This window comes from Rhodococcus sp. SORGH_AS_0303 (assembly GCF_030819335.1).
Taxonomy (GTDB): domain Bacteria; phylum Actinomycetota; class Actinomycetes; order Mycobacteriales; family Mycobacteriaceae; genus Rhodococcoides.
In genome coordinates, this window is record NZ_JAUTBO010000001.1 from 2,767,557 (window position 1) to 2,784,310 (window position 16,754).

General features: G+C 70.7%; 18 protein-coding genes and 1 pseudogene. 2 read left to right on the top strand and 17 right to left on the bottom strand.

The features are described 5' to 3' along the window. Positions 1–6: 6 nt before the first annotated feature. From trpC to QE449_RS13020, 3 genes are all read right to left on the bottom strand, one after another. Entirely contained in the window at positions 7–816 is an 810-nt protein-coding gene (trpC, locus tag QE449_RS13010; protein WP_027506784.1) for an indole-3-glycerol phosphate synthase TrpC, read from the bottom strand. 114 nt (positions 817–930) lie between these two features. Further along, the gene (locus tag QE449_RS13015; protein ID WP_222627037.1) at positions 931–1,590 is read right to left on the bottom strand and encodes a TIGR02234 family membrane protein; all 660 of its coding nucleotides are present in this window, start codon (positions 1,588–1,590) and stop codon (positions 931–933) included. Further along, positions 1,587–3,128, bottom strand: coding sequence for an anthranilate synthase component I (locus QE449_RS13020; RefSeq protein WP_307108925.1), 1,542 nt, complete (start codon positions 3,126–3,128; stop codon positions 1,587–1,589). Before QE449_RS13020 ends, QE449_RS13015 begins: the two co-directional genes overlap by 4 nt. 140 nt (positions 3,129–3,268) lie before the next feature. On the opposite strand from QE449_RS13020, the gene QE449_RS13025 reads away from it, so the two are divergent. Further along, entirely contained in the window at positions 3,269–3,775 is a 507-nt protein-coding gene (locus QE449_RS13025; RefSeq protein ID WP_307093205.1) for a MarR family winged helix-turn-helix transcriptional regulator, read from the top strand. A 10-nt stretch (positions 3,776–3,785) separates the two neighbouring features. Here QE449_RS13025 and hisI read toward each other — a convergent pair whose 3' ends face one another. The 13 genes and pseudogenes from hisI to nadA all read right to left on the bottom strand — a co-directional run bounded on the left by hisI (position 3,786) and on the right by nadA (position 14,800). Beyond that, positions 3,786–4,148, bottom strand: coding sequence for a phosphoribosyl-AMP cyclohydrolase (hisI, locus tag QE449_RS13030; protein WP_056447928.1), 363 nt, complete (start codon positions 4,146–4,148; stop codon positions 3,786–3,788). Next, positions 4,145–4,918, bottom strand: a complete 774-nt coding sequence (hisF, locus tag QE449_RS13035) for an imidazole glycerol phosphate synthase subunit HisF (protein ID WP_027506789.1) — start codon at positions 4,916–4,918, stop codon at positions 4,145–4,147. The genes hisI and hisF overlap by 4 nt, the downstream gene beginning before the upstream one ends. Then, positions 4,915–5,760 carry an inositol monophosphatase family protein gene (locus tag QE449_RS13040; RefSeq protein WP_307093208.1) on the bottom strand — a complete coding sequence of 282 codons (846 nt, stop codon included), beginning with the start codon at positions 5,758–5,760 and terminating at the stop codon, positions 4,915–4,917. The genes hisF and QE449_RS13040 overlap by 4 nt, the downstream gene beginning before the upstream one ends. Further along, positions 5,757–6,509, bottom strand: coding sequence for a bifunctional 1-(5-phosphoribosyl)-5-((5-phosphoribosylamino)methylideneamino)imidazole-4-carboxamide isomerase/phosphoribosylanthranilate isomerase PriA (gene priA / locus QE449_RS13045; RefSeq protein WP_037186668.1), 753 nt, complete (start codon positions 6,507–6,509; stop codon positions 5,757–5,759). Before priA ends, QE449_RS13040 begins: the two co-directional genes overlap by 4 nt. 52 nt (positions 6,510–6,561) lie before the next feature. After that, positions 6,562–6,801 (bottom strand): hypothetical protein, encoded by a 240-nt coding sequence (locus QE449_RS13050; protein ID WP_027506792.1) that lies wholly within the window; start codon positions 6,799–6,801, stop codon positions 6,562–6,564. Continuing rightward, entirely contained in the window at positions 6,798–7,415 is a 618-nt protein-coding gene (gene hisH / locus QE449_RS13055) for an imidazole glycerol phosphate synthase subunit HisH (protein WP_261776191.1), read from the bottom strand. The genes QE449_RS13050 and hisH overlap by 4 nt, the downstream gene beginning before the upstream one ends. A gap of 80 nt (positions 7,416–7,495) precedes the next feature. Then, on the bottom strand, positions 7,496–8,113 hold the full coding sequence (gene hisB / locus QE449_RS13060; protein WP_307097488.1) for an imidazoleglycerol-phosphate dehydratase HisB: 618 nt from the start codon (positions 8,111–8,113) through the stop codon (positions 7,496–7,498). A gap of 34 nt (positions 8,114–8,147) precedes the next feature. Next, positions 8,148–9,284, bottom strand: coding sequence for a histidinol-phosphate transaminase (locus tag QE449_RS13065; RefSeq protein ID WP_307108926.1), 1,137 nt, complete (start codon positions 9,282–9,284; stop codon positions 8,148–8,150). Beyond that, a complete protein-coding gene (gene hisD, locus QE449_RS13070) occupies positions 9,281–10,618 on the bottom strand; it encodes a histidinol dehydrogenase (protein ID WP_222650455.1) in 1,338 nt (445 codons plus the stop codon). Before hisD ends, QE449_RS13065 begins: the two co-directional genes overlap by 4 nt. Positions 10,619–10,753: 135 nt before the next feature. After that, entirely contained in the window at positions 10,754–11,221 is a 468-nt protein-coding gene (locus tag QE449_RS13075; RefSeq protein WP_027506797.1) for an SRPBCC family protein, read from the bottom strand. A gap of 37 nt (positions 11,222–11,258) precedes the next feature. After that, positions 11,259–12,128: a carboxylating nicotinate-nucleotide diphosphorylase gene (nadC, locus tag QE449_RS13080; protein WP_056447907.1), complete on the bottom strand. Its 870-nt coding sequence runs from the start codon at positions 12,126–12,128 to the stop codon at positions 11,259–11,261. Then, positions 12,125–13,676 (bottom strand): annotated as a pseudogene (locus tag QE449_RS13085) (L-aspartate oxidase). Before QE449_RS13085 ends, nadC begins: the two are co-directional and overlap by 4 nt. Positions 13,677–13,762: 86 nt before the next feature. Beyond that, on the bottom strand, positions 13,763–14,800 hold the full coding sequence (nadA, locus tag QE449_RS13090) for a quinolinate synthase NadA (RefSeq protein WP_056447901.1): 1,038 nt from the start codon (positions 14,798–14,800) through the stop codon (positions 13,763–13,765). A 167-nt stretch (positions 14,801–14,967) separates the two neighbouring features. Between nadA and QE449_RS13095 the strand changes: the two genes are divergently transcribed. Then, positions 14,968–15,636 carry an NUDIX domain-containing protein gene (locus QE449_RS13095; RefSeq protein ID WP_222628480.1) on the top strand — a complete coding sequence of 223 codons (669 nt, stop codon included), beginning with the start codon at positions 14,968–14,970 and terminating at the stop codon, positions 15,634–15,636. Here the strand turns inward: QE449_RS13095 and QE449_RS13100 are convergent. After that, the gene (locus QE449_RS13100; RefSeq protein WP_307093221.1) at positions 15,629–16,705 is read right to left on the bottom strand and encodes a GGDEF domain-containing protein; all 1,077 of its coding nucleotides are present in this window, start codon (positions 16,703–16,705) and stop codon (positions 15,629–15,631) included. The genes QE449_RS13095 and QE449_RS13100 overlap by 8 nt on opposite strands. Positions 16,706–16,754: the final 49 nt, after the last annotated feature.

Here is a 16,754-nt window from a genome sequence, read left to right on the forward strand (position 1 = left end):
CTGAAATCAGCGCGCAGGCTTCGGGCAGGAGGGGTGCGTTCCGGCCGCGACCAGGTCACGCACCGCGGACCGCGGGTCGCCGCTGGTGACCAGTCCCTCACCGACGAGAACCGCGTCGGCACCCGCTCCGGCGTAGGCCAGGAGATCGGCGGTGCCGCGGACGCCGGACTCGGCGACCCGGATGATGTCCGACGGCAGGCCGGGCGCGATGCGGGAGAAGGTGTCCGGGTCGACGTCGAGTGTCTTGAGGTTGCGGGCGTTGACGCCGATGACCTTGGCGCCGGCCTCGAGCGCGCGGTCCGCTTCCTCCTCGGTGTGCACCTCGACCAGCGGGGTCATGCCGAGCGACTCGGTGCGGTCGAGCAGGGACGCGAGGGCGTCCTGCTCCAGAGCCGCGACGATCAGCAGGATCATGTCGGCGCCGTGGGCGCGAGCCTCGTGGATCTGGTAAGGCCCGACGATGAAGTCCTTGCGCAGCACGGGGATCTCGACGGCGCGACGCACGGCGTCGAGATCGTCCAGCGATCCGCGGAAGCGGCGCTCCTCGGTGAGCACGCTGATGACGCGCGCTCCGCCCGACTCGTAGGCACCCGCGAGCACGGCGGGGTCCGGAATGTCGGCCAGCGCACCCTTGGAAGGGCTGGCGCGCTTGACCTCTGCGATGACGGCGATGCCCGGCTCGATGAGCGCGGCGGCGGCGTCGAGAGCCGGCCGCGCGGCGGCGGCGGCCTTCTTGACGGAGGCGAAGTCCACCACGGATTCACGGGCCTGCGTGTCGGCCCGTACACCGTCGAGGATCGAATCGAGAACGGTCATCGGTGTCCCCCGCGTCCTTCCGCCAGAGTGGTGAATGTCTGCTCGACATCGCAGTGGATGTGTGGCGCTGCTCATCCGGTGCGCTCAGAGTAGAGGCCGGAGTAACACCACCGACTAGCGGGTCTCACCGCCGCGGGGTCGGTCGTCGACACCGGTGGCGTCGTCGGTCACGGTCGGGTCGGCACCGGAGTCCAGCGCGTCCCAGATGGCCCGCTCGCTCGGTTCCTCGTCGGCGTCCACGGCGGCAGACCGAACGTCCTGTTCGGCGCGCTCACGGCGCACCGCGGGACTGTCGTACCGGGCCGACAGGCCGGCCTTGGAGCGGGACGTGCGCGCGACCACGACGGCGGCGGCCAGCGCGAGCAGACCGCCCAGGAGCGCGAGTGCGGCGGGCGCGCGGCTCGCCTCCGCGGAGAGGACCTCGGCACGACCGGGTAGTTCCGCCAGCGCGCCGGCGCGCTCCGGATCCACGCCCGAGACGATCAACTGCACCGCGGGAACGGCGGCTCCGACACCGACGAGCGCGACGAGCACCGCGAGCAGCACCGTCCACCGTCCGCGGATCGCGAACAGAGCCGCCACCGCAGCGATGGCCGCGATGGCCAACGGCGTGGTCGCCGCGGCCCACGTACCCCCGACGAGCGAGGACGTCTGCTGCTCCCCCAGCCCGTCCGAGCTGACGACCCGGACCCAGGTCATCCGCGACGACGCCCACAGCGCCAGCGCCGCGAGAGCCAGGAGCAGCGCGGCGAGACCGACGCCCCCGCGTTTCACTCGGCGCCTCCGACGGTGGTCACCGTCTCCGCTGCGGCCACCGCGCTGAGCACCGCCATCGCCTTGTTGCGCGCCTCGGTGTCCTCGTACTCGGCGACCGAGTCGGCCACCACGCCGGCACCCGCCTGGACGTACGCGGTGCCGTTCTTGATGAGGGCGGAGCGGATGCAGATCGCCGTGTCGGCGTCCCCGTCGAAGTCGAGGTATCCGACGATGCCGCCGTAGACGCCGCGGCGGGTCGGTTCGAGTTCCTCGATGAGCTCCATCGCCCGCACCTTGGGAGCGCCCGACAGCGTGCCCGCCGGGAAGCAGGCGCGGACGGCGTCGAGTGCGTGCCTGCCCTCGTCGAGCCGACCCGTCACCGTCGACACCAGGTGCATGACGTGGCTGTAGCGCTCGACGTGGCGGTACTCGGTGACCTTGACCGTGCCCGGCTCGCAGACCCGCCCGAGATCGTTGCGTCCGAGGTCCACCAGCATGAGGTGCTCGGAGTTCTCCTTCTCGTCCACGAGGAGGTCCTTCTCGAGCAAGAGGTCGTCCTCCTCGGTGGCGCCGCGCCACCGGGTCCCGGCGATCGGGTGCGTCGTCGCGACACCGTCGGCGACCGTCACGAGGGACTCGGGGCTCGACCCGACGATCGAGAACGCGGTCTCGCCGTCCGCGCCGGGGACGTGCATCAGGTACATGTACGGGCTGGGATTGGAGCGTCGGAGCATGCGATAGACGTCGAGCGGCGTCGCGGTGGTCTCCATCTCGAAACGCTGGGACAGCACCACCTGGAACGCCTCGCCCGCCTCGATCTCCTCGACCAGGCGGTGCACGTCGGCGCCGAACCCCTCGGAGGTCCGCTGGCGCCGGAACTGCGGCTCGGGTCGCGAGAACGACGCCACCGTGGACTCCGCGGCGGACGACAGTGCGAGGGTCATGCGGTCGAGCCGTGCCACCGCGTCGTCGTACGCCTCGTCGACCCGCTCGTCGGTGCCGTTCCAGTTCACCGCGTTGGCGATGAGGGTGATCGCACCCTCGTGGTGGTCCACCGCGGCCAGATCGGTCGCGAGGAGCATCACCATCTCGGGGATCTGCAGATCGTCCTCGGTGAGTTCGGGCAGTCGCTCGATGTGGCGCACCGCGTCGTAGCCGAGATACCCCACCATCCCGCCGGTGAGCGGGGGCAGGTCCGGCAACCGTTCGGAGCGGAGCAGCTCGATGGTGGCTCCGAGTGCGTCCAGCGGATGGCCACCCGACGGGGCACCCGCCGGCGTCTCCCCCATCCACGCGGCCTCGCCGTCCACGACCGTGAGCGCACTGGGGCTGCCCGCACCGATGAACGACCACCGGGACCACGACCGCCCGTTCTCGGCGGATTCGAGCAGGAACGTGCCGGGCCGGTCCCCGGCGAGCTTGCGGTACGCCGACAGCGGAGTCTCGGAGTCCGCGAGAACCTTGCGGACGACAGGGACCACGCGATGGACGGCGGCCAGTTGGCGGAACTGCTCCCGGGTGGTGGTTCCGGGTGCCGGGTCCTTCTGCGAATCCATGGGTGTCATCTTCCCGGGTGCCGTCCCGCCGGGTTCGGGAGGTGCCGAACGCGGTGGTCGCACGGGCGGTGGGACACTCGACGAGTCGGAAACCGAACTGGTCGGTCGTGATCCGGCACGAGGAGAGGAACGCGCACCCGATGACCGCGACACCGCCGTCCGAGACGCAGCCGGATGAGATGCGCTGGCTCACACCGGCACAGCAGGACGCCTGGCGCGTGCTGGTCGCCTTCGTGACCCGGTTGCCCGCCGCGCTGGACACCCAGTTGCAGCGTGACTCCGGACTGACGCACTTCGACTACTTCGTGATGGCGACGCTGTCCGAGGCTCCGGATCGTCGGCTGCGCCTACGTGACCTCGCGGACTTCGCCAACGCGTCGCTGTCCCGGCTGTCGCACGTGATGACCAAGCTCGAGCGCGCCGGATGGGCCCGGCGGGAGAGCATCAGCGGCGGCCGCGGCTCCCACGCCGTTCTCACGGACGAGGGGTACGCGAAGGTGGTCGCCACGGCTCCCGGCCACGTCTCCACGGTGCGGTCACTCGTGTTCGACGGGCTGGACGACGAGCAGGTCGAGACGATGCGAGCGCTCGCCGAGGTCATGGTCACCAACCTCGACGCCGGCATCGCCCGCGACGGCGGTGGCTGACCGCCGGTACTCACGCGGTCGGGGGCTCGCTCAGCAACACGTCGGCGTCGAAGCACGAGTGATCACCGGTGTGGCACGCGCCGCCGGTCTGATCGACCGTCAGCAGGATCGTGTCACCGTCGCAGTCGAGGCGGACCTCGTGGACGTACTGTGCGTGTCCGGACGACTCGCCCTTGACCCAGTACTCCTGCCGTGACCGCGACCAGTACGTGCCCTTGCGCGTCGCGAGCGTCATGGCCAGGGCCGTGTCGTCCATCCACGCGACCATGAGCACGTCACCGGTGCCGCGTTCCTGCGCGACGGCGCACACCAGTCCGTCGTCGGTGCGCTTGAGACGGTCGGCGATCGCCGGATCGAGAACGGGGGCGCTCATCGAACCTCCACACCGTCCGCGCGCAGAGCGCCCTTGACGTCGCCGATGGTCATCTCGCCGAAGTGGAAGACGCTGGCCGCGAGAACGGCATCGGCACCCGCGGCCACGGCGGGCGCGAAGTGCTCGACGGCGCCGGCGCCGCCACTGGCGATGACCGGGACCCGGACGGCCGCGCGGACAGCGGTGATCATGGCGATGTCGAAGCCGGCCTTCGTGCCGTCCGCGTCCATCGAGTTGAGCAGGATCTCGCCCACCCCGAGTTCGGCCCCGCGGTGTGCCCACTCCACGGCGTCGACGCCGGTACCGCGGCGGCCGCCGTGCGTGGTCACCTCCCAACCGGACGCCGTCGGCGCCTCGCCCTCGGGCACCGTCCGGGCGTCGACCGACAGCACGATGCACTGCGATCCGAATCGAGAGCTCAACTCGCGCAACAACTCCGGTCGCGCGAGCGCTGCCGTGTTGACGGACACCTTGTCGGCGCCCGCTCGCAGGAGCGTGTCCACGTCCTGCACGGTGCGGACACCGCCGCCCACGGTGAGCGGAATGAACACCTGCTCCGCGGTGCGGGTCACCACGTCGAGCATCGTGGCGCGACCACCGGACGACGCGGTGACGTCGAGGAAAGTCAGCTCGTCGGCACCTTCGGCGTCGTACTTCGCGGCGAGCTCGACCGGGTCACCCGCATCGCGCAGATCGGCGAAGTTGACACCCTTGACGACGCGACCGGCATCGACGTCCAGGCACGGGATGACGCGTACGGCGACACTCATCTCCGGACTCCTTCCCGCGCGCGCGATGTCGGTGTGTACGTGGACGGCTCGCCGACTCCGGCGAGCACCTGCAGCAGTTCCTCGTGCACGCCGGGGGCTGCGGCGAGCACCGACGTCGAGGTCACCGTCCACGGCTCCCCCGCCAGATCGGTGACGATTCCGCCGGCGGCGCGGACCAGCATCGCTCCGGCGGCGTTGTCCCACGCATGGTGGCCGAACACGATCGACGCACCGAGTGTTCCCGCCGCGGTGTACGCGAGGTCCAGTCCGGTCGACCCGTGCATCCGGATGCGAGACGAGACGCGGCTGATGTCCGAGAGCACCTGTACCCGATAAGCGCCGGGCAACCGGCCGCGGCTGTCGATGTTGAACGCACCGAATCCGACGATGGAGGAGGCGAGTGCGGAGGTGGGCAGCGCGGGGAGCGCCTCCCCGTCCCGGTGCACGGGTCCGCCCTCCACCGCCCAGAAGCGTTGGCCGATCAGCGGAAGCCACGTCAGACCGATGACCGGGCGCCCGTCGACGAGCAGCGACAGCAGGGTGCCCGCCGTGGGCAGCCCGAACGAGTAGTTGAAGGTCCCGTCGATCGGATCGAGCACCCACACGGTGCCGGACTCGACGGGTGGCCCGCCGAACTCCTCGCCGTGCACGGGGATCTGGGTCTGCTCCTGCAGTTCCTCGACCAGCCGACGTTCGAGCTCGAGGTCGACCGCGGTGGCGAAGTCGTCCGGCCCCTTGGCCACGGCGCTGGGCGCGCCGGTGCCCGCGACGAACCGCTCGTGGGTGCCGTCGAGCAGGGTGCGCGCGGTGGCCGCGAGAGCGTCCAGGTCCACGGCGGTCACGTCGCCGACGATGCGCTGTCCGCGACGGCGGCGAGGGCCTCCGGCAGCGTGAAGCGGCCGGCGTAGAGGGCCTTGCCGACGATGGAACCCTCGACGCCCTTGTCGGTCAGCGTGGCGATGGCGACCAGATCCGCGACGGTGGACACTCCGCCGGACGCGATGACCGGCGCGTCGGTGACAGCGCAGACCTGTTCGAGCAGTTCGAGATTGGGGCCGGTCAGAGTGCCGTCCCGCGTGACGTCGGTGACCACGTATCGCGAGCACCCGTCGCGGTCGAGCCGCTCCAGCACCTCCCACAGATCGCCGCCGTCACTCACCCAGCCGCGACCGCGCAGGCGGTGCTCACCGTCGACGATGCGCACGTCCAGTCCCACGGCGACACGATCGCCGTACTCACCGATGGCGCGGCGGCACCACTCCGGATCCTCGAGTGCGGCGGTGCCGAGGTTGACGCGCGCGCAGCCCGTCGCGAGCGCTGCCCGCAGGCTCTCGTCGTCGCGGATGCCACCGGACAGCTCGACCTTCACGTCGAGTTCCCCCACCACGCTCGCGAGGAGGTCGCGGTTCGAACCGCGGCCGAAGGCGGCGTCCAGATCTACCAGATGCACCCACTCGGCGCCGTCGTTCTGCCAGGCCAGCGCGGCGTCGCGCGGAGAGCCGTAGGCGGTCTCGCTGCCTGCCTCTCCCTGCACGAGACGAACAGCTTGACCATCGGCGACATCGACTGCGGGGAGAAGTACCAGGCTCACGTTCGACGAGGTTACCGGCACGATCCGCGGCGACACCGGGCAGGGCGGCGCGTCAGTCGGACGGCTCGGACCCGTCGGGCTCCTCGCCGAAGGATCGGCGAACGGACGCCTTCGCCACCAGCGACGCGCAGACGCCCGTGGCGACGAGTCCGACGGCCACCACCAGCAGCCCCACCGGACCACTCGGCTGCAGCAGCCAGAGGACGAGGGTGGTCGCAGCGAGCATCAGGGTCGCCGCACCGAGGACGAGCCCGGTGTGGCGACCCAGTGAGAACTCGCGGGGCTCGCTCATCCGAGGGTGCGGAGCCAGTTCTCGAGCAGCGTGGCGCCGGCGTCGCCGGACTTCTCCGGGTGGAACTGTGTCGCGGACAGAGGGCCGTTCTCCACCGCCGCGAGGAACTCGCCGCCGTGATCGGCCCACGTGAGAACCGGAGCGGCAAGCGACTCGCTCGGTGCCATCTCCCAGTCCTGCACGCCGTACGAGTGCACGAAGTAGAAGCGCGTGTCGGGGTCCATGCCCGCGAACAGCACCGAGTCCTCGCCCGGGCGCACCGTGTTCCAGCCCATGTGCGGGAGCACCTCGGCCTGCAGCTTCTCCACGGTGCCGGGCCACTGGCCGCAGCCGGTGGCGGGCACGTCGAACTCGACGCCGCGGTCGAACATGATCTGCATGCCGACGCAGATGCCGAGCACGGGGCGGCCCCCGGCGAGCCGCTTGTCGACGAGCTCGTCGCCGCGCACCGACAGCAGACCGTCCATGCATGCGCCGAACGCGCCGACACCGGGCACGACCAGTCCGTCGGCCTGCAGCGCGACGCGGTGATCGGACGTCACCGTGACGTCGGCGCCCACACGTTCGAGTGCGCGCTGCGCCGAGTGCAGATTCCCCGAACCGTAATCCAGCAACGCGACAGACTTGCCAGCTCTTCCCGGCCGGCCTCCGGCCTTCCCGCCGATCTCCGGCCGGCCTCCGGCCTTCCCGCTGCTCACAAGCTTCCCTTCGTCGACGGCACTCCCGTGACCCGCGGATCGGGCTCGACGGCCGCGCGGAGGGCGCGAGCGACGGCCTTGAACTCGGCCTCGGTGACGTGGTGCTGGTCGCGTCCGTACAGCACCCGGACGTGCAGGGCGATACGCGCGTTGGACGCGATGGATTCGAAGACGTGGCGGTTGATCACCGTGGCGTACGGGGTTCCCGGGTAGCCGCCGATGATCGCGTGCAGCATGTGCTCCGGTTCCCCGGTGTGCACGCAGTACGGCCGACCGGACACGTCGACCGAGGCGTGTGCCAGCGTCTCGTCCATCGGAATGAACGCGTCACCGAAACGGCGAATTCCCTTCTTGTCGCCGAGTGCCTGGCCCAGCGCCTGTCCGAGGACGATAGCGGTGTCCTCGACCGTGTGATGCGCCTCGATCTCGATGTCGCCCTTCGCGTGCACCGTGAGGTCGAAACTCGCGTGCGTCCCGAGCGCGGTGAGCATGTGGTCGAAGAACGGCACACCGGTGGACACGTCGACGATGCCGGTGCCGTCGAGATTCAGCTCCACCGTGATGGACGACTCCTTGGTGGTCCGCTCGATGCGCGCGATGCGGTTCGGGGTCATGATGCTGCTCACTGGTCGGATCCTCTGTTGGGGTTCAGGTGGCGGGGGCGGACGAGTGGACGACGTCCTCGGACAGGTCGGCGCTGACCTCGAGGAACCGATCGTTCTCGGCCTCGGTGCCGATGGTGACGCGGAGATGCCCCGCGATGCCGACGTCGCGGATGAGTACACCCTGATCGAGGTACCGCGACCACACCGCGGGCGCATCGTCGAACAGGCCGAACAGCACGAAGTTGGCGCTGCTGGGCACCACTCGGTAGCCCAGGACGGCGAGCCGGGCGACGACGCGATCACGCTCGGCCGCCAGCTCGGCCACCGAGGCCAGCGTGTCGTCGGCATGGCGCAGTGCGGCGCGCGCAGCAGCCTGCGTGAGCACCGACAGGTGGTACGGCAGCCGCACCAGGAGCAGTGCGTCCACGACAGCCGGAGCGGCCACCAGGTACCCGAGTCGCCCACCCGCGAACGCGAAGGCCTTGCTCATGGTCCGGCTGACGACGACTCGGCTGGGGAACTTGTCGATGAGGTCGACCGCGCTGGGCGCCGCCGAGAACTCGCCGTACGCCTCGTCGACGACGAGGATCCCGGTGGTCGCGGAAGCGAGACGCCGGAGGTCGTCGAGCGAGAGACTGTGTCCCGTCGGGTTGTTGGGGCTGGTGACGAACACGACGTCCGGCGTCATCGACTCGATCGCGGCCACGGCCGCGTCGACGTCCAGCGAGAAGTCGTCACGCCGATGCAGATCGAGGAACTCGGTCTGGGTGCCCGCCGAGATGATGGGGTGCATCGAGTACGACGGCACGAATCCCAGCGCCGTGCGTCCCGGCCCCCCGAATGCCTGCAGCAGTTGCTGCAGGATCTCGTTCGATCCGTTCGCGGCCCACAGGTTGTCGACGGTGACGGGCACCCCCGTACGGGCCGCCACGTACGCGGCGAGATCCGTGCGCAGTGCGACGGCGTCCCGATCGGGATAACGGTGCAGCGACGCTGCCGCCTCCCGCACGGAGCGGGCGACGTCCTCCACGAGCGCTGCCGACGGTGGGTGCGGGTTCTCGTTGGTGTTGAGCTGCACCGGCACCTCGAGCTGCGGCGCACCGTACGGAGACTTCCCGACGAGCGAGTCGCGCAGCGGCAGGTCCGACAGTGCGGTCCCGGCGCCGGGGGCGGCCGTCACGATCGGCTCTCGAACCGCACGCGGACGGCATCACCGTGCGCCGGCAGATCCTCCGCGTTCGCGAGGGCGACGACGTGCTTCGCGACGCCGTCGAGAGCGTCGCGCGAGTAGTCGACGATGTGGATGCCGCGCAGGAACGTCTGCACCGACAACCCGGACGAGTGACGGGCGCATCCGGCCGTCGGCAGGACGTGGTTGGACCCGGCGCAGTAGTCGCCGAGGCTCACCGGCGACCACGGTCCGACGAACACCGCTCCGGCGCTGCGGATGCGGCCCGCCACCTCGGAGGCGTTCTCGGTCTGGATCTCGAGGTGCTCCGCGGCGTAGGCGTCGACCGTGCGGATGCCGTCGGCCAGCGTGTCCACCAGCACGATGCCCGACTGCTCACCGGACAGCGCCGTCGCGACGCGTTCGGAGTGCTTGGTGGTGAGCGTGCGCTCGGCGACCTCGCGCGTGACGGCGTCGGCCAGGGCGACCGAGGTGGTGACGAGCACGCTCGCCGCCAGCACGTCGTGTTCGGCCTGCGAGATCAGATCGGCGGCGACGTGCACCGGGTCGGCGGTGTCGTCGGCCAGGATGGCGATCTCGGTGGGCCCGGCCTCGGAGTCGATGCCCACCGCTCCACGGCACAACCGCTTCGCCGCGGTGACGTAGATGTTGCCCGGGCCGGTGATCATGTCCACGGGCTCGAGCGGCGCTCCGTCGGTGTCCACGCCGCCGTAGGTGAGCAGTGCGACGCCCTGGGCACCGCCGACCGCCCAGACCTCGTCCACGCCGAGCAACGCTGCCGCCGCCAGGATGGTGGGGTGCGGGAGGCCGCCGTAGTCCGCCTGCGGCGGCGAGGCGACGACGAGGCTGCCGACGCCGGCGACCTGCGCGGGGACAACGTTCATGACGACGGACGACGGGTACACGGCGTTGCCGCCCGGTACGTACAGTCCGACTCGCTCGACCGGGACCCACTTCTCGGTGACGGTTCCACCGGGGACGACGGTGGTCACGGTCTCGGACCGACGCTGATCCTCGTGCACGATGCGCGACCGCTCGATGGACACCTCGAGTGCCGCCCGCACGTCAGGATCGAGCTGGTCCAGAGCCTTCTCGAGCTCGGCGGCCGGGACTCGCACGGAGTCGGGACGCACGCGGTCGAACGTCTCGCTGTACTCGAGCGCCGCGTCGGCGCCGCGCTCACGCACCGCCTCGACCACCGGGGTGACCAGATGCAGCACCGAGTTCACGTCCACTCCACCCCGTGGGAGAACCGCGCGCAGCTCGGCGGTGGACGGAGAGCTGCCGCGTAGATCCACGCGTCGCAACTCGGTGCGGGCAGTCATGGGTGATCCTCTCGGGTCGAGCAAGGGCGCGCCGGTCGGCGCACGTCGATTATCGCTCGAGCCCCGACCGGCGCCCCGAGGGGGACGATCCAGCTGGTCCCACCGACCGGCCTCCGGCCTGCCCGCACCATGGTCTCAGGAGTAGCGGGCTGCCAGCTTCTCCAGCGTCTTCGTGATGCCGTTCGCGTTCTGTGCCGTCTGCTTGGTCACCTCGAGCATCTTCGGGATCTTCGCCGTTCCGTAGACGAACGATTCCGTCACCTCGGTGGACGAGGGGCCCACCGCGACGAACTCCCAGCGCCACTTGTGGCCCAGCGGGTGCTGCCACTCGATCACCTTGGTGTCCCCGGTATCGGTGAACTCCGTGACGGTGCTGGTGATGCGGTAGGGCACGCCGAACTGCTTCATGCCCACCGAGAACTTCGCTCCGCGCGAGAGCGTCGTCGGACCCTTCACCGTGTCCTTCACCGTTCCGGAGCCGTCCAGCTCGCCGTGCCGGTGCGGATCCGCCACCTGAGCGAAGAGGTCGTCGGCAGGGGCGTTCACGGTCACGCGGCGGGCGATGACCCGATCGCCGCGGTCCACAGTGCTCACAGATGTCATGTGCGGTCCTGTGCCCGGATCCCGCTCACGCGAAACGTCACTCGAAGTCGAGCCCCAGGTCGAGCACCGTCACGGAGTGGGTGAGCGCGCCGACCGCGAGGAAGTCCACACCGGTGCCCGCGTACTCGGCGGCCGAGTCCAGGGACAGCCCGCCGGACGATTCGAGCTTCGTCGCGGGAGCTGCTCGATCCCTACGTTGCACCGCCATCTGCGTCTGCCACAGCGGGAAGTTGTCGAGCAGCACCAGGTCGACGCCCTCGGCCAGCACGTCGTCGAGCTGCTCGAGAGTGTCCACCTCGACCTCGCACGCGATGTCCGGCGCCGCGGCTCGGACGGCGCGCAGAGCCGCCACCACCGAGCCCGCGGCGACCACGTGGTTGTCCTTGATCAGTGCCGCGTCGCCGAGGCCCATGCGGTGGTTCTGCCCGCCGCCGGCACGCACGGCGTACTTCTGCAGTGCACGTAGCCCGGGCAAGGTCTTGCGACTGTCCCGTACGACGCATCCCGTGCCGGACACCGCGTCGACCCACGCCGCGGTCGCGGTCGCGATGCCGGACAGGTGGCAGAGAATGTTGAGCATCGTCCGCTCCGCGGTGAGCAGGGCCCTGGTCGGTGCCTCCACCGACAGCACCACGTCACCCGGCTCGACCCGGGTGCCGTCGGCGATCCGGGAGAGCACGACGTGGTCGCCGATCACCTCGTCGAGCACCGCCAGCGCGGCGTCGAGGCCCGCCACGACGCCGTGTGCCCGCGAGACGACCGCGGCGCGGGTGCGCGCGCCCTCGGGCACCGTGGCGAGGCTCGTCACATCGGGCCCGTATCGGAGGTCCTCCTCCAGCGCGCGGCGCACGACGAGGAGGATCTCGTCCCGATCGACGGGGTCGAGAGCAGCGGCGGGTGTGGTCATGAGACTCCTATCGGGCCGACCTGGTCGGCGCTGCGGGCATTCCGCACGATCGCGAGGCTGCCGTCGTCGGCCAGCCGGAAGACGGTGCTGCGGCGCTGTGCGTCGTCGGACCGGGGGTGATCGGCGCGGGTGTGCGCACCCCGCGTCTCGGTGCGGGCGAGAGCTGCCGAGGCGGTCGCGGACGCCAGCAGTGTCAGTGCGGCGTCCTCGACGTCGTGGGTCGACGTGAGCTCGCGCGGGACAGCGGCTCCCACGATCGCCGCTGCCTCGCGCAGACCCGTGTCGTCGCGGACGACGCCGACGTGACGGGTCATCGCGGACTGGAGGACGTCCCTGTCGAGTCGGGGCGCCCGGTGTCGCGCAGACGGATCGCCGGACGTCAGGGAGCGGACGGACACCCGGTCTCGGGCGCTGCGAGCCACTCGGGTCCCCAGCACCACGCCCTCGAGCAGCGAGTTCGACGCGAGACGGTTCGCTCCGTGCAGTCCTGTGCGGGCCACCTCGCCCGCGGCGTGGAGCCCGGCGACGCAGGTGCGGCCGTACTCGTCGGTGACGACACCGCCGCATGCATAGTGCGCTGCGGGGGCCACCGGGATCGGCTGCTCCGTCGGGTCCACGTCCTGAGCGAGGCAGGCCGCGGTGACGGTGGGAAAACGCAGGGCCATGTCGGGCACGGACCGCGCGTCGAGAAAGACGTGATCGGCGCCGCTCTCGGCCAGCCGAGCAGCGATCGCCCGGGACACGACGTCGCGGGGAGCGAGATCACCCAGCGGGTGCACGCCCGCCATGATCGAGCGGCCGTCCGCGTCGACGAGACGCGCGCCCTCACCGCGGACCGCCTCGCTGACCAACGGGAGCCGCCCGCGGCCGCCGGGGCGGAACAGCACGGTCGGGTGGAACTGCACGAACTCGACGTCCGCCACGTCCGCGCCCGCCCGCAGTGCGAGAGCGAGGCCGTCGGCCGTGGCGCCGGACGGGTTCGTGCTGGCCGAGTACAGCATTCCGGTGCCACCGGTGGCGATCAGCACGGCGGGTGCGTGCACCACGCCGAGGTTCGCGTGGAGATCGTCCGGCGAGAGCGAGACGAGCACGCCCGCCACACCGCGGTCGCCGACCAGGACGTCGAGCACGGTCGCGCCGTTGACCGTCGCGGGCGCCGCGGACGACAGAGCGCGCTGGATCTCCCGCCCCGTGGCGTCGCCGCCCGCGTGCACGATGCGGCCGACCGAGTGGCCGCCCTCACGGGTGCGGGCCATGGAGCCGTCCGCGCCGCTGTCGAACCGAGCACCGATGCCGGTGAGCACACTCAGCGGCGTCGGCGCCGGCCCCGACGATCGAGCGCACCGCGGCCTCGTCGCACAGACCGGCGCCCGCGACGATCGTGTCGCGCACGTGGGCCTCGATGTCCTCGCCGATCGCGACGGCCATGCCGCCCTGGGCGTACTGCGTCGCCGTACCCGCCGCGTCCTTGCTCAGCACCAGCACGCTCAGCCCGGACCGGGTCGCCTCGATCGCCGCGGCGAGACCGGCGACTCCCCCGCCGACCACGACGAGATCGGCCGCGGCCTCCCAGCCCGGAGCGACACTTCCGCCCGGAGCGGCAGCGACACGTGCGCCCGGAGTGGCCGCAGTGGTCACTCGCCGCCGCCGGGCGAGCCGATGGCGATCATCCGCTCGACGGACGCGCGTGCGCGTTCGGCCGTCGCGACGTCGACGTGCACCTCGTCCTTGCCCTCCGTGAGGCACCGGAGCAGCGCCGCGGGGGTGATCATCTTCATGTACGGGCAGGACGCGCGGTCGTTCACGGCCTGGAAGTCGACACCGGGCGCCGCCTTGCGCAGCTGGTGCAGCATGCCGATCTCGGTGGCGACGAGAACCTGCTTCGCACCCGTGGTGCGCGCCGCGTCGAGCATGCCGCCGGTCGAGAGGATCTTGACGCGGTCCTCGGGCACGAATCCCTCGCCGGCGAGGTAGAGCGCGGACGTCGCGCAGCCGCACTCGGGGTGGACGTAGAGCTCGGCCTCGGGGTACGCCTGCGACCGTGCGGTGAGCTCGTCGCCGTTGATGCCGGCGTGGACGTGGCACTCACCGGCCCAGATGTGCATGTTGGTGCGACCGGTCTGCCGACGGACGTGGGCCCCGAGGAACTGGTCCGGCAGGAAGAGCACCTCGCGGTCCGGGTCGATGGACTGCACGACCTCGACCGCGTTGGACGAGGTGCAGCAGATGTCCGTCAGTCCCTTCACCTCGGCGGTGGTGTTCACGTACGACACGACGACGGCGTCCGGGTGCTCGGCCTTCCACTCGCGCAGCTGGGCCGCGTCGATGGAGTCGGCGAGAGAGCAGCCCGCCCGCTCGTCGGGAATGAGGACCGTCTTGGACGGCGCGAGGATCTTGGCCGTCTCGGCCATGAAGTGCACGCCGCAGAAGACGATGGTCTCCTCCTGCGCCTCGGCGGCGATGCGCGAGAGCGCGAGCGAGTCGCCGACGTGGTGGGCGATGTCCTGGATGGCGGGCAGCTGATAGTTGTGCGCCAGGATCGTCGCGTTCTTCGCCTCTGCCAGGCGCAGGATCTCCTCGGCCCACTCCGGGCCGGCATCGACGCCGGCGTAACCCGTCGGTCCGTCGAAGACCGCGGAGTTCCCGCCGAATCGCGTGGTGGTGATCGCCATGTCGTGCTCCTCGCGTGCGTCCAGCGCTCGCGTGCGCCGGTGCCGATCCGCCGGAATGGACCCGACGGGGTTTTCGACTTATGATCGAAAACGTGATTCATCGTAGCACCGCCGCCGACGGACCGACCGGAAGTGCCCCCGATCCGGCCACCCGACCGGTGCACGAAGTGCTGTCCGTCGTCTTCCAGGTGCGCGAGCTGCAGCCCCGCGAGCCTGCCGAACTGTGCGTGCTGCTGTGGCAGCGCGCACTCGCCCCGGCGCGCGGAACCTGGTCACTCCCCGGCGGGCTCCTCCGGAACGACGAGAACCTGACCGACTCCGCGCGACGTCAGCTGGCGGAGAAGGTCGACGTGCGCGAGGTACGCCACCTCGAGCAGCTGTCCGTCTTCTCCGATCCCGGGCGCGTCCCCGGCGATCGCCGCATCGCCTCGACGTTCCTCGGTCTGGTCCCCATCGTCGGGGACCCGCGACTTCCCGTCGACACCGCGTGGCACCCGGTCGCGACGCTCCCCGAGACCGCGTTCGATCACGGCACGATGGTGGCGCACGCCCGCGCGAGACTGGCGGCCAAACTGTCGTACACCAACATCGCCTTCGCGCTCGCGCCCGTCGAGTTCAGCCTGTCGACCTTGCGCGACATCTATTGCGCTGCACTGGGTTACCAGGTCGACACCACCAATCTCCAACGGGTGCTCACCAGGCGGGGCGTCATCGAGTCCACCGGCCACACCGCTCCCCCGGGCCCGTCCGGAGGACGTCCCGCCGCGCTGTACCGCTTCCGGGACAGCGCACTACGTGTGACCGACGAGTTCGCCGCGCTCCGACCACCTACGTGAGAGTGCCGTAGCCGACGACGGCATCGCCGCCGTCCGCCTTGGCGGAATACATCGCTCGATCGGCACAGATGAGGAGCACCTCCACGTCGTGCGAGGTGACGACCCGCTCCTCGCGAGCGACCCCGATGCTCAGACTCGACTCGTGGTCCGACCGCGCCGTGTAGGCGCTGCGCAGCCGCCGCGCCCGGTCGAGCACCTCGTCCATCGGCAGCGCGGTCACGACGGCGAATTCCTCCCCGCCGGTGCGGGCCGTGATCGACGGAGACGGGAACATCTCGTCGATGGTGTCCGCCGTCCGACGGATGACGAGGTCACCGTGGTGGTGTCCGAAGCGGTCGTTGATCGACTTGAAGCGGTCGATGTCGATGACCACCGCGACGAGACCGTTCCGGGTGCCGAGCAGTTCGCCCGCCGCGACGGTGAGTCCCCGCCGGTTGCGCAGGCCGGTCAGCGGATCCACGTACGCGGCGGTGACGTCGCCGCGTTGCAGGAACTGCAGGCGGTAGATGGAGATCGGTGCGAGGAAGAGAACCATCACGATGAGCAATCCGTAGGTGACGGCGAGCGAGGTGCGCGCCGCTCCGAGCACGGACTCCGAGCCGATCGCTCGGACGAACAACCCGACGCACACCACCACGGTGAGGGAATGGTGGACGGCGAACACCCGCGGCGTGTGGAACGTCGCCACGTAACTGCTCGCGACGCCGAACAGGATCGCGCAGGGCAGCACGGCGAGCGGGTCGGACAGCGAGAGAAGCACCACGGAGAGTCCGACGTCTGCGTACACGACGAAGGCCGTCGACATCCGGCGTGAGGGCCACGGTCCGCGGATCCAGGCGAGCCCGACGCCGGCGGTCCCCACCGCGTTCACGAGCACGATCGTCAGTGCTGCTCCCGTCGGCGCGGTCGGCGGGGCGAGTCCGGCGACGACGTACAGGACGGAGAACAGGAGGCAGGACAGACCGATGAGGACGCGGGTCGAGCCGAGCGCGGTGTTCGTCTCGAAGTAGTGGACGGTCCACGCGTAATCGACGGGTCTGGTCAACCACCGCCGAATGGTGTTCGCCACGTCCTGGAGACCCTCGCCGTTCGAAGAGGTCGGCCCCCGCCCGCGGCCC

Bases quoted from the DNA above. Each gene is read 5' to 3' on its own strand.
- trpC (WP_027506784.1), bottom strand. From the start codon at position 816: ATGACCGTTCTCGATTCGATCCTCGACGGTGTACGGGCCGACACGCAG.
- QE449_RS13020 (WP_307108925.1), bottom strand. From the start codon at position 3,128: ATGGATTCGCAGAAGGACCCGGCACCCGGAACCACCACCCGGGAGCAG.
- QE449_RS13025 (WP_307093205.1), top strand. From the start codon at position 3,269: ATGACCGCGACACCGCCGTCCGAGACGCAGCCGGATGAGATGCGCTGG.
- hisI (WP_056447928.1), bottom strand. From the start codon at position 4,148: ATGAGCGCCCCCGTTCTCGATCCGGCGATCGCCGACCGTCTCAAGCGC.
- hisF (WP_027506789.1), bottom strand. From the start codon at position 4,918: ATGAGTGTCGCCGTACGCGTCATCCCGTGCCTGGACGTCGATGCCGGT.
- QE449_RS13050 (WP_027506792.1), bottom strand. From the start codon at position 6,801: ATGAGCGAGCCCCGCGAGTTCTCACTGGGTCGCCACACCGGGCTCGTC.
- hisB (WP_307097488.1), bottom strand. From the start codon at position 8,113: ATGACCCCGAACCGCATCGCGCGCATCGAGCGGACCACCAAGGAGTCG.
- hisD (WP_222650455.1), bottom strand. From the start codon at position 10,618: ATGACTGCCCGCACCGAGTTGCGACGCGTGGATCTACGCGGCAGCTCT.
- QE449_RS13075 (WP_027506797.1), bottom strand. From the start codon at position 11,221: ATGACATCTGTGAGCACTGTGGACCGCGGCGATCGGGTCATCGCCCGC.
- nadC (WP_056447907.1), bottom strand. From the start codon at position 12,128: ATGACCACACCCGCCGCTGCTCTCGACCCCGTCGATCGGGACGAGATC.
- nadA (WP_056447901.1), bottom strand. From the start codon at position 14,800: ATGGCGATCACCACCACGCGATTCGGCGGGAACTCCGCGGTCTTCGAC.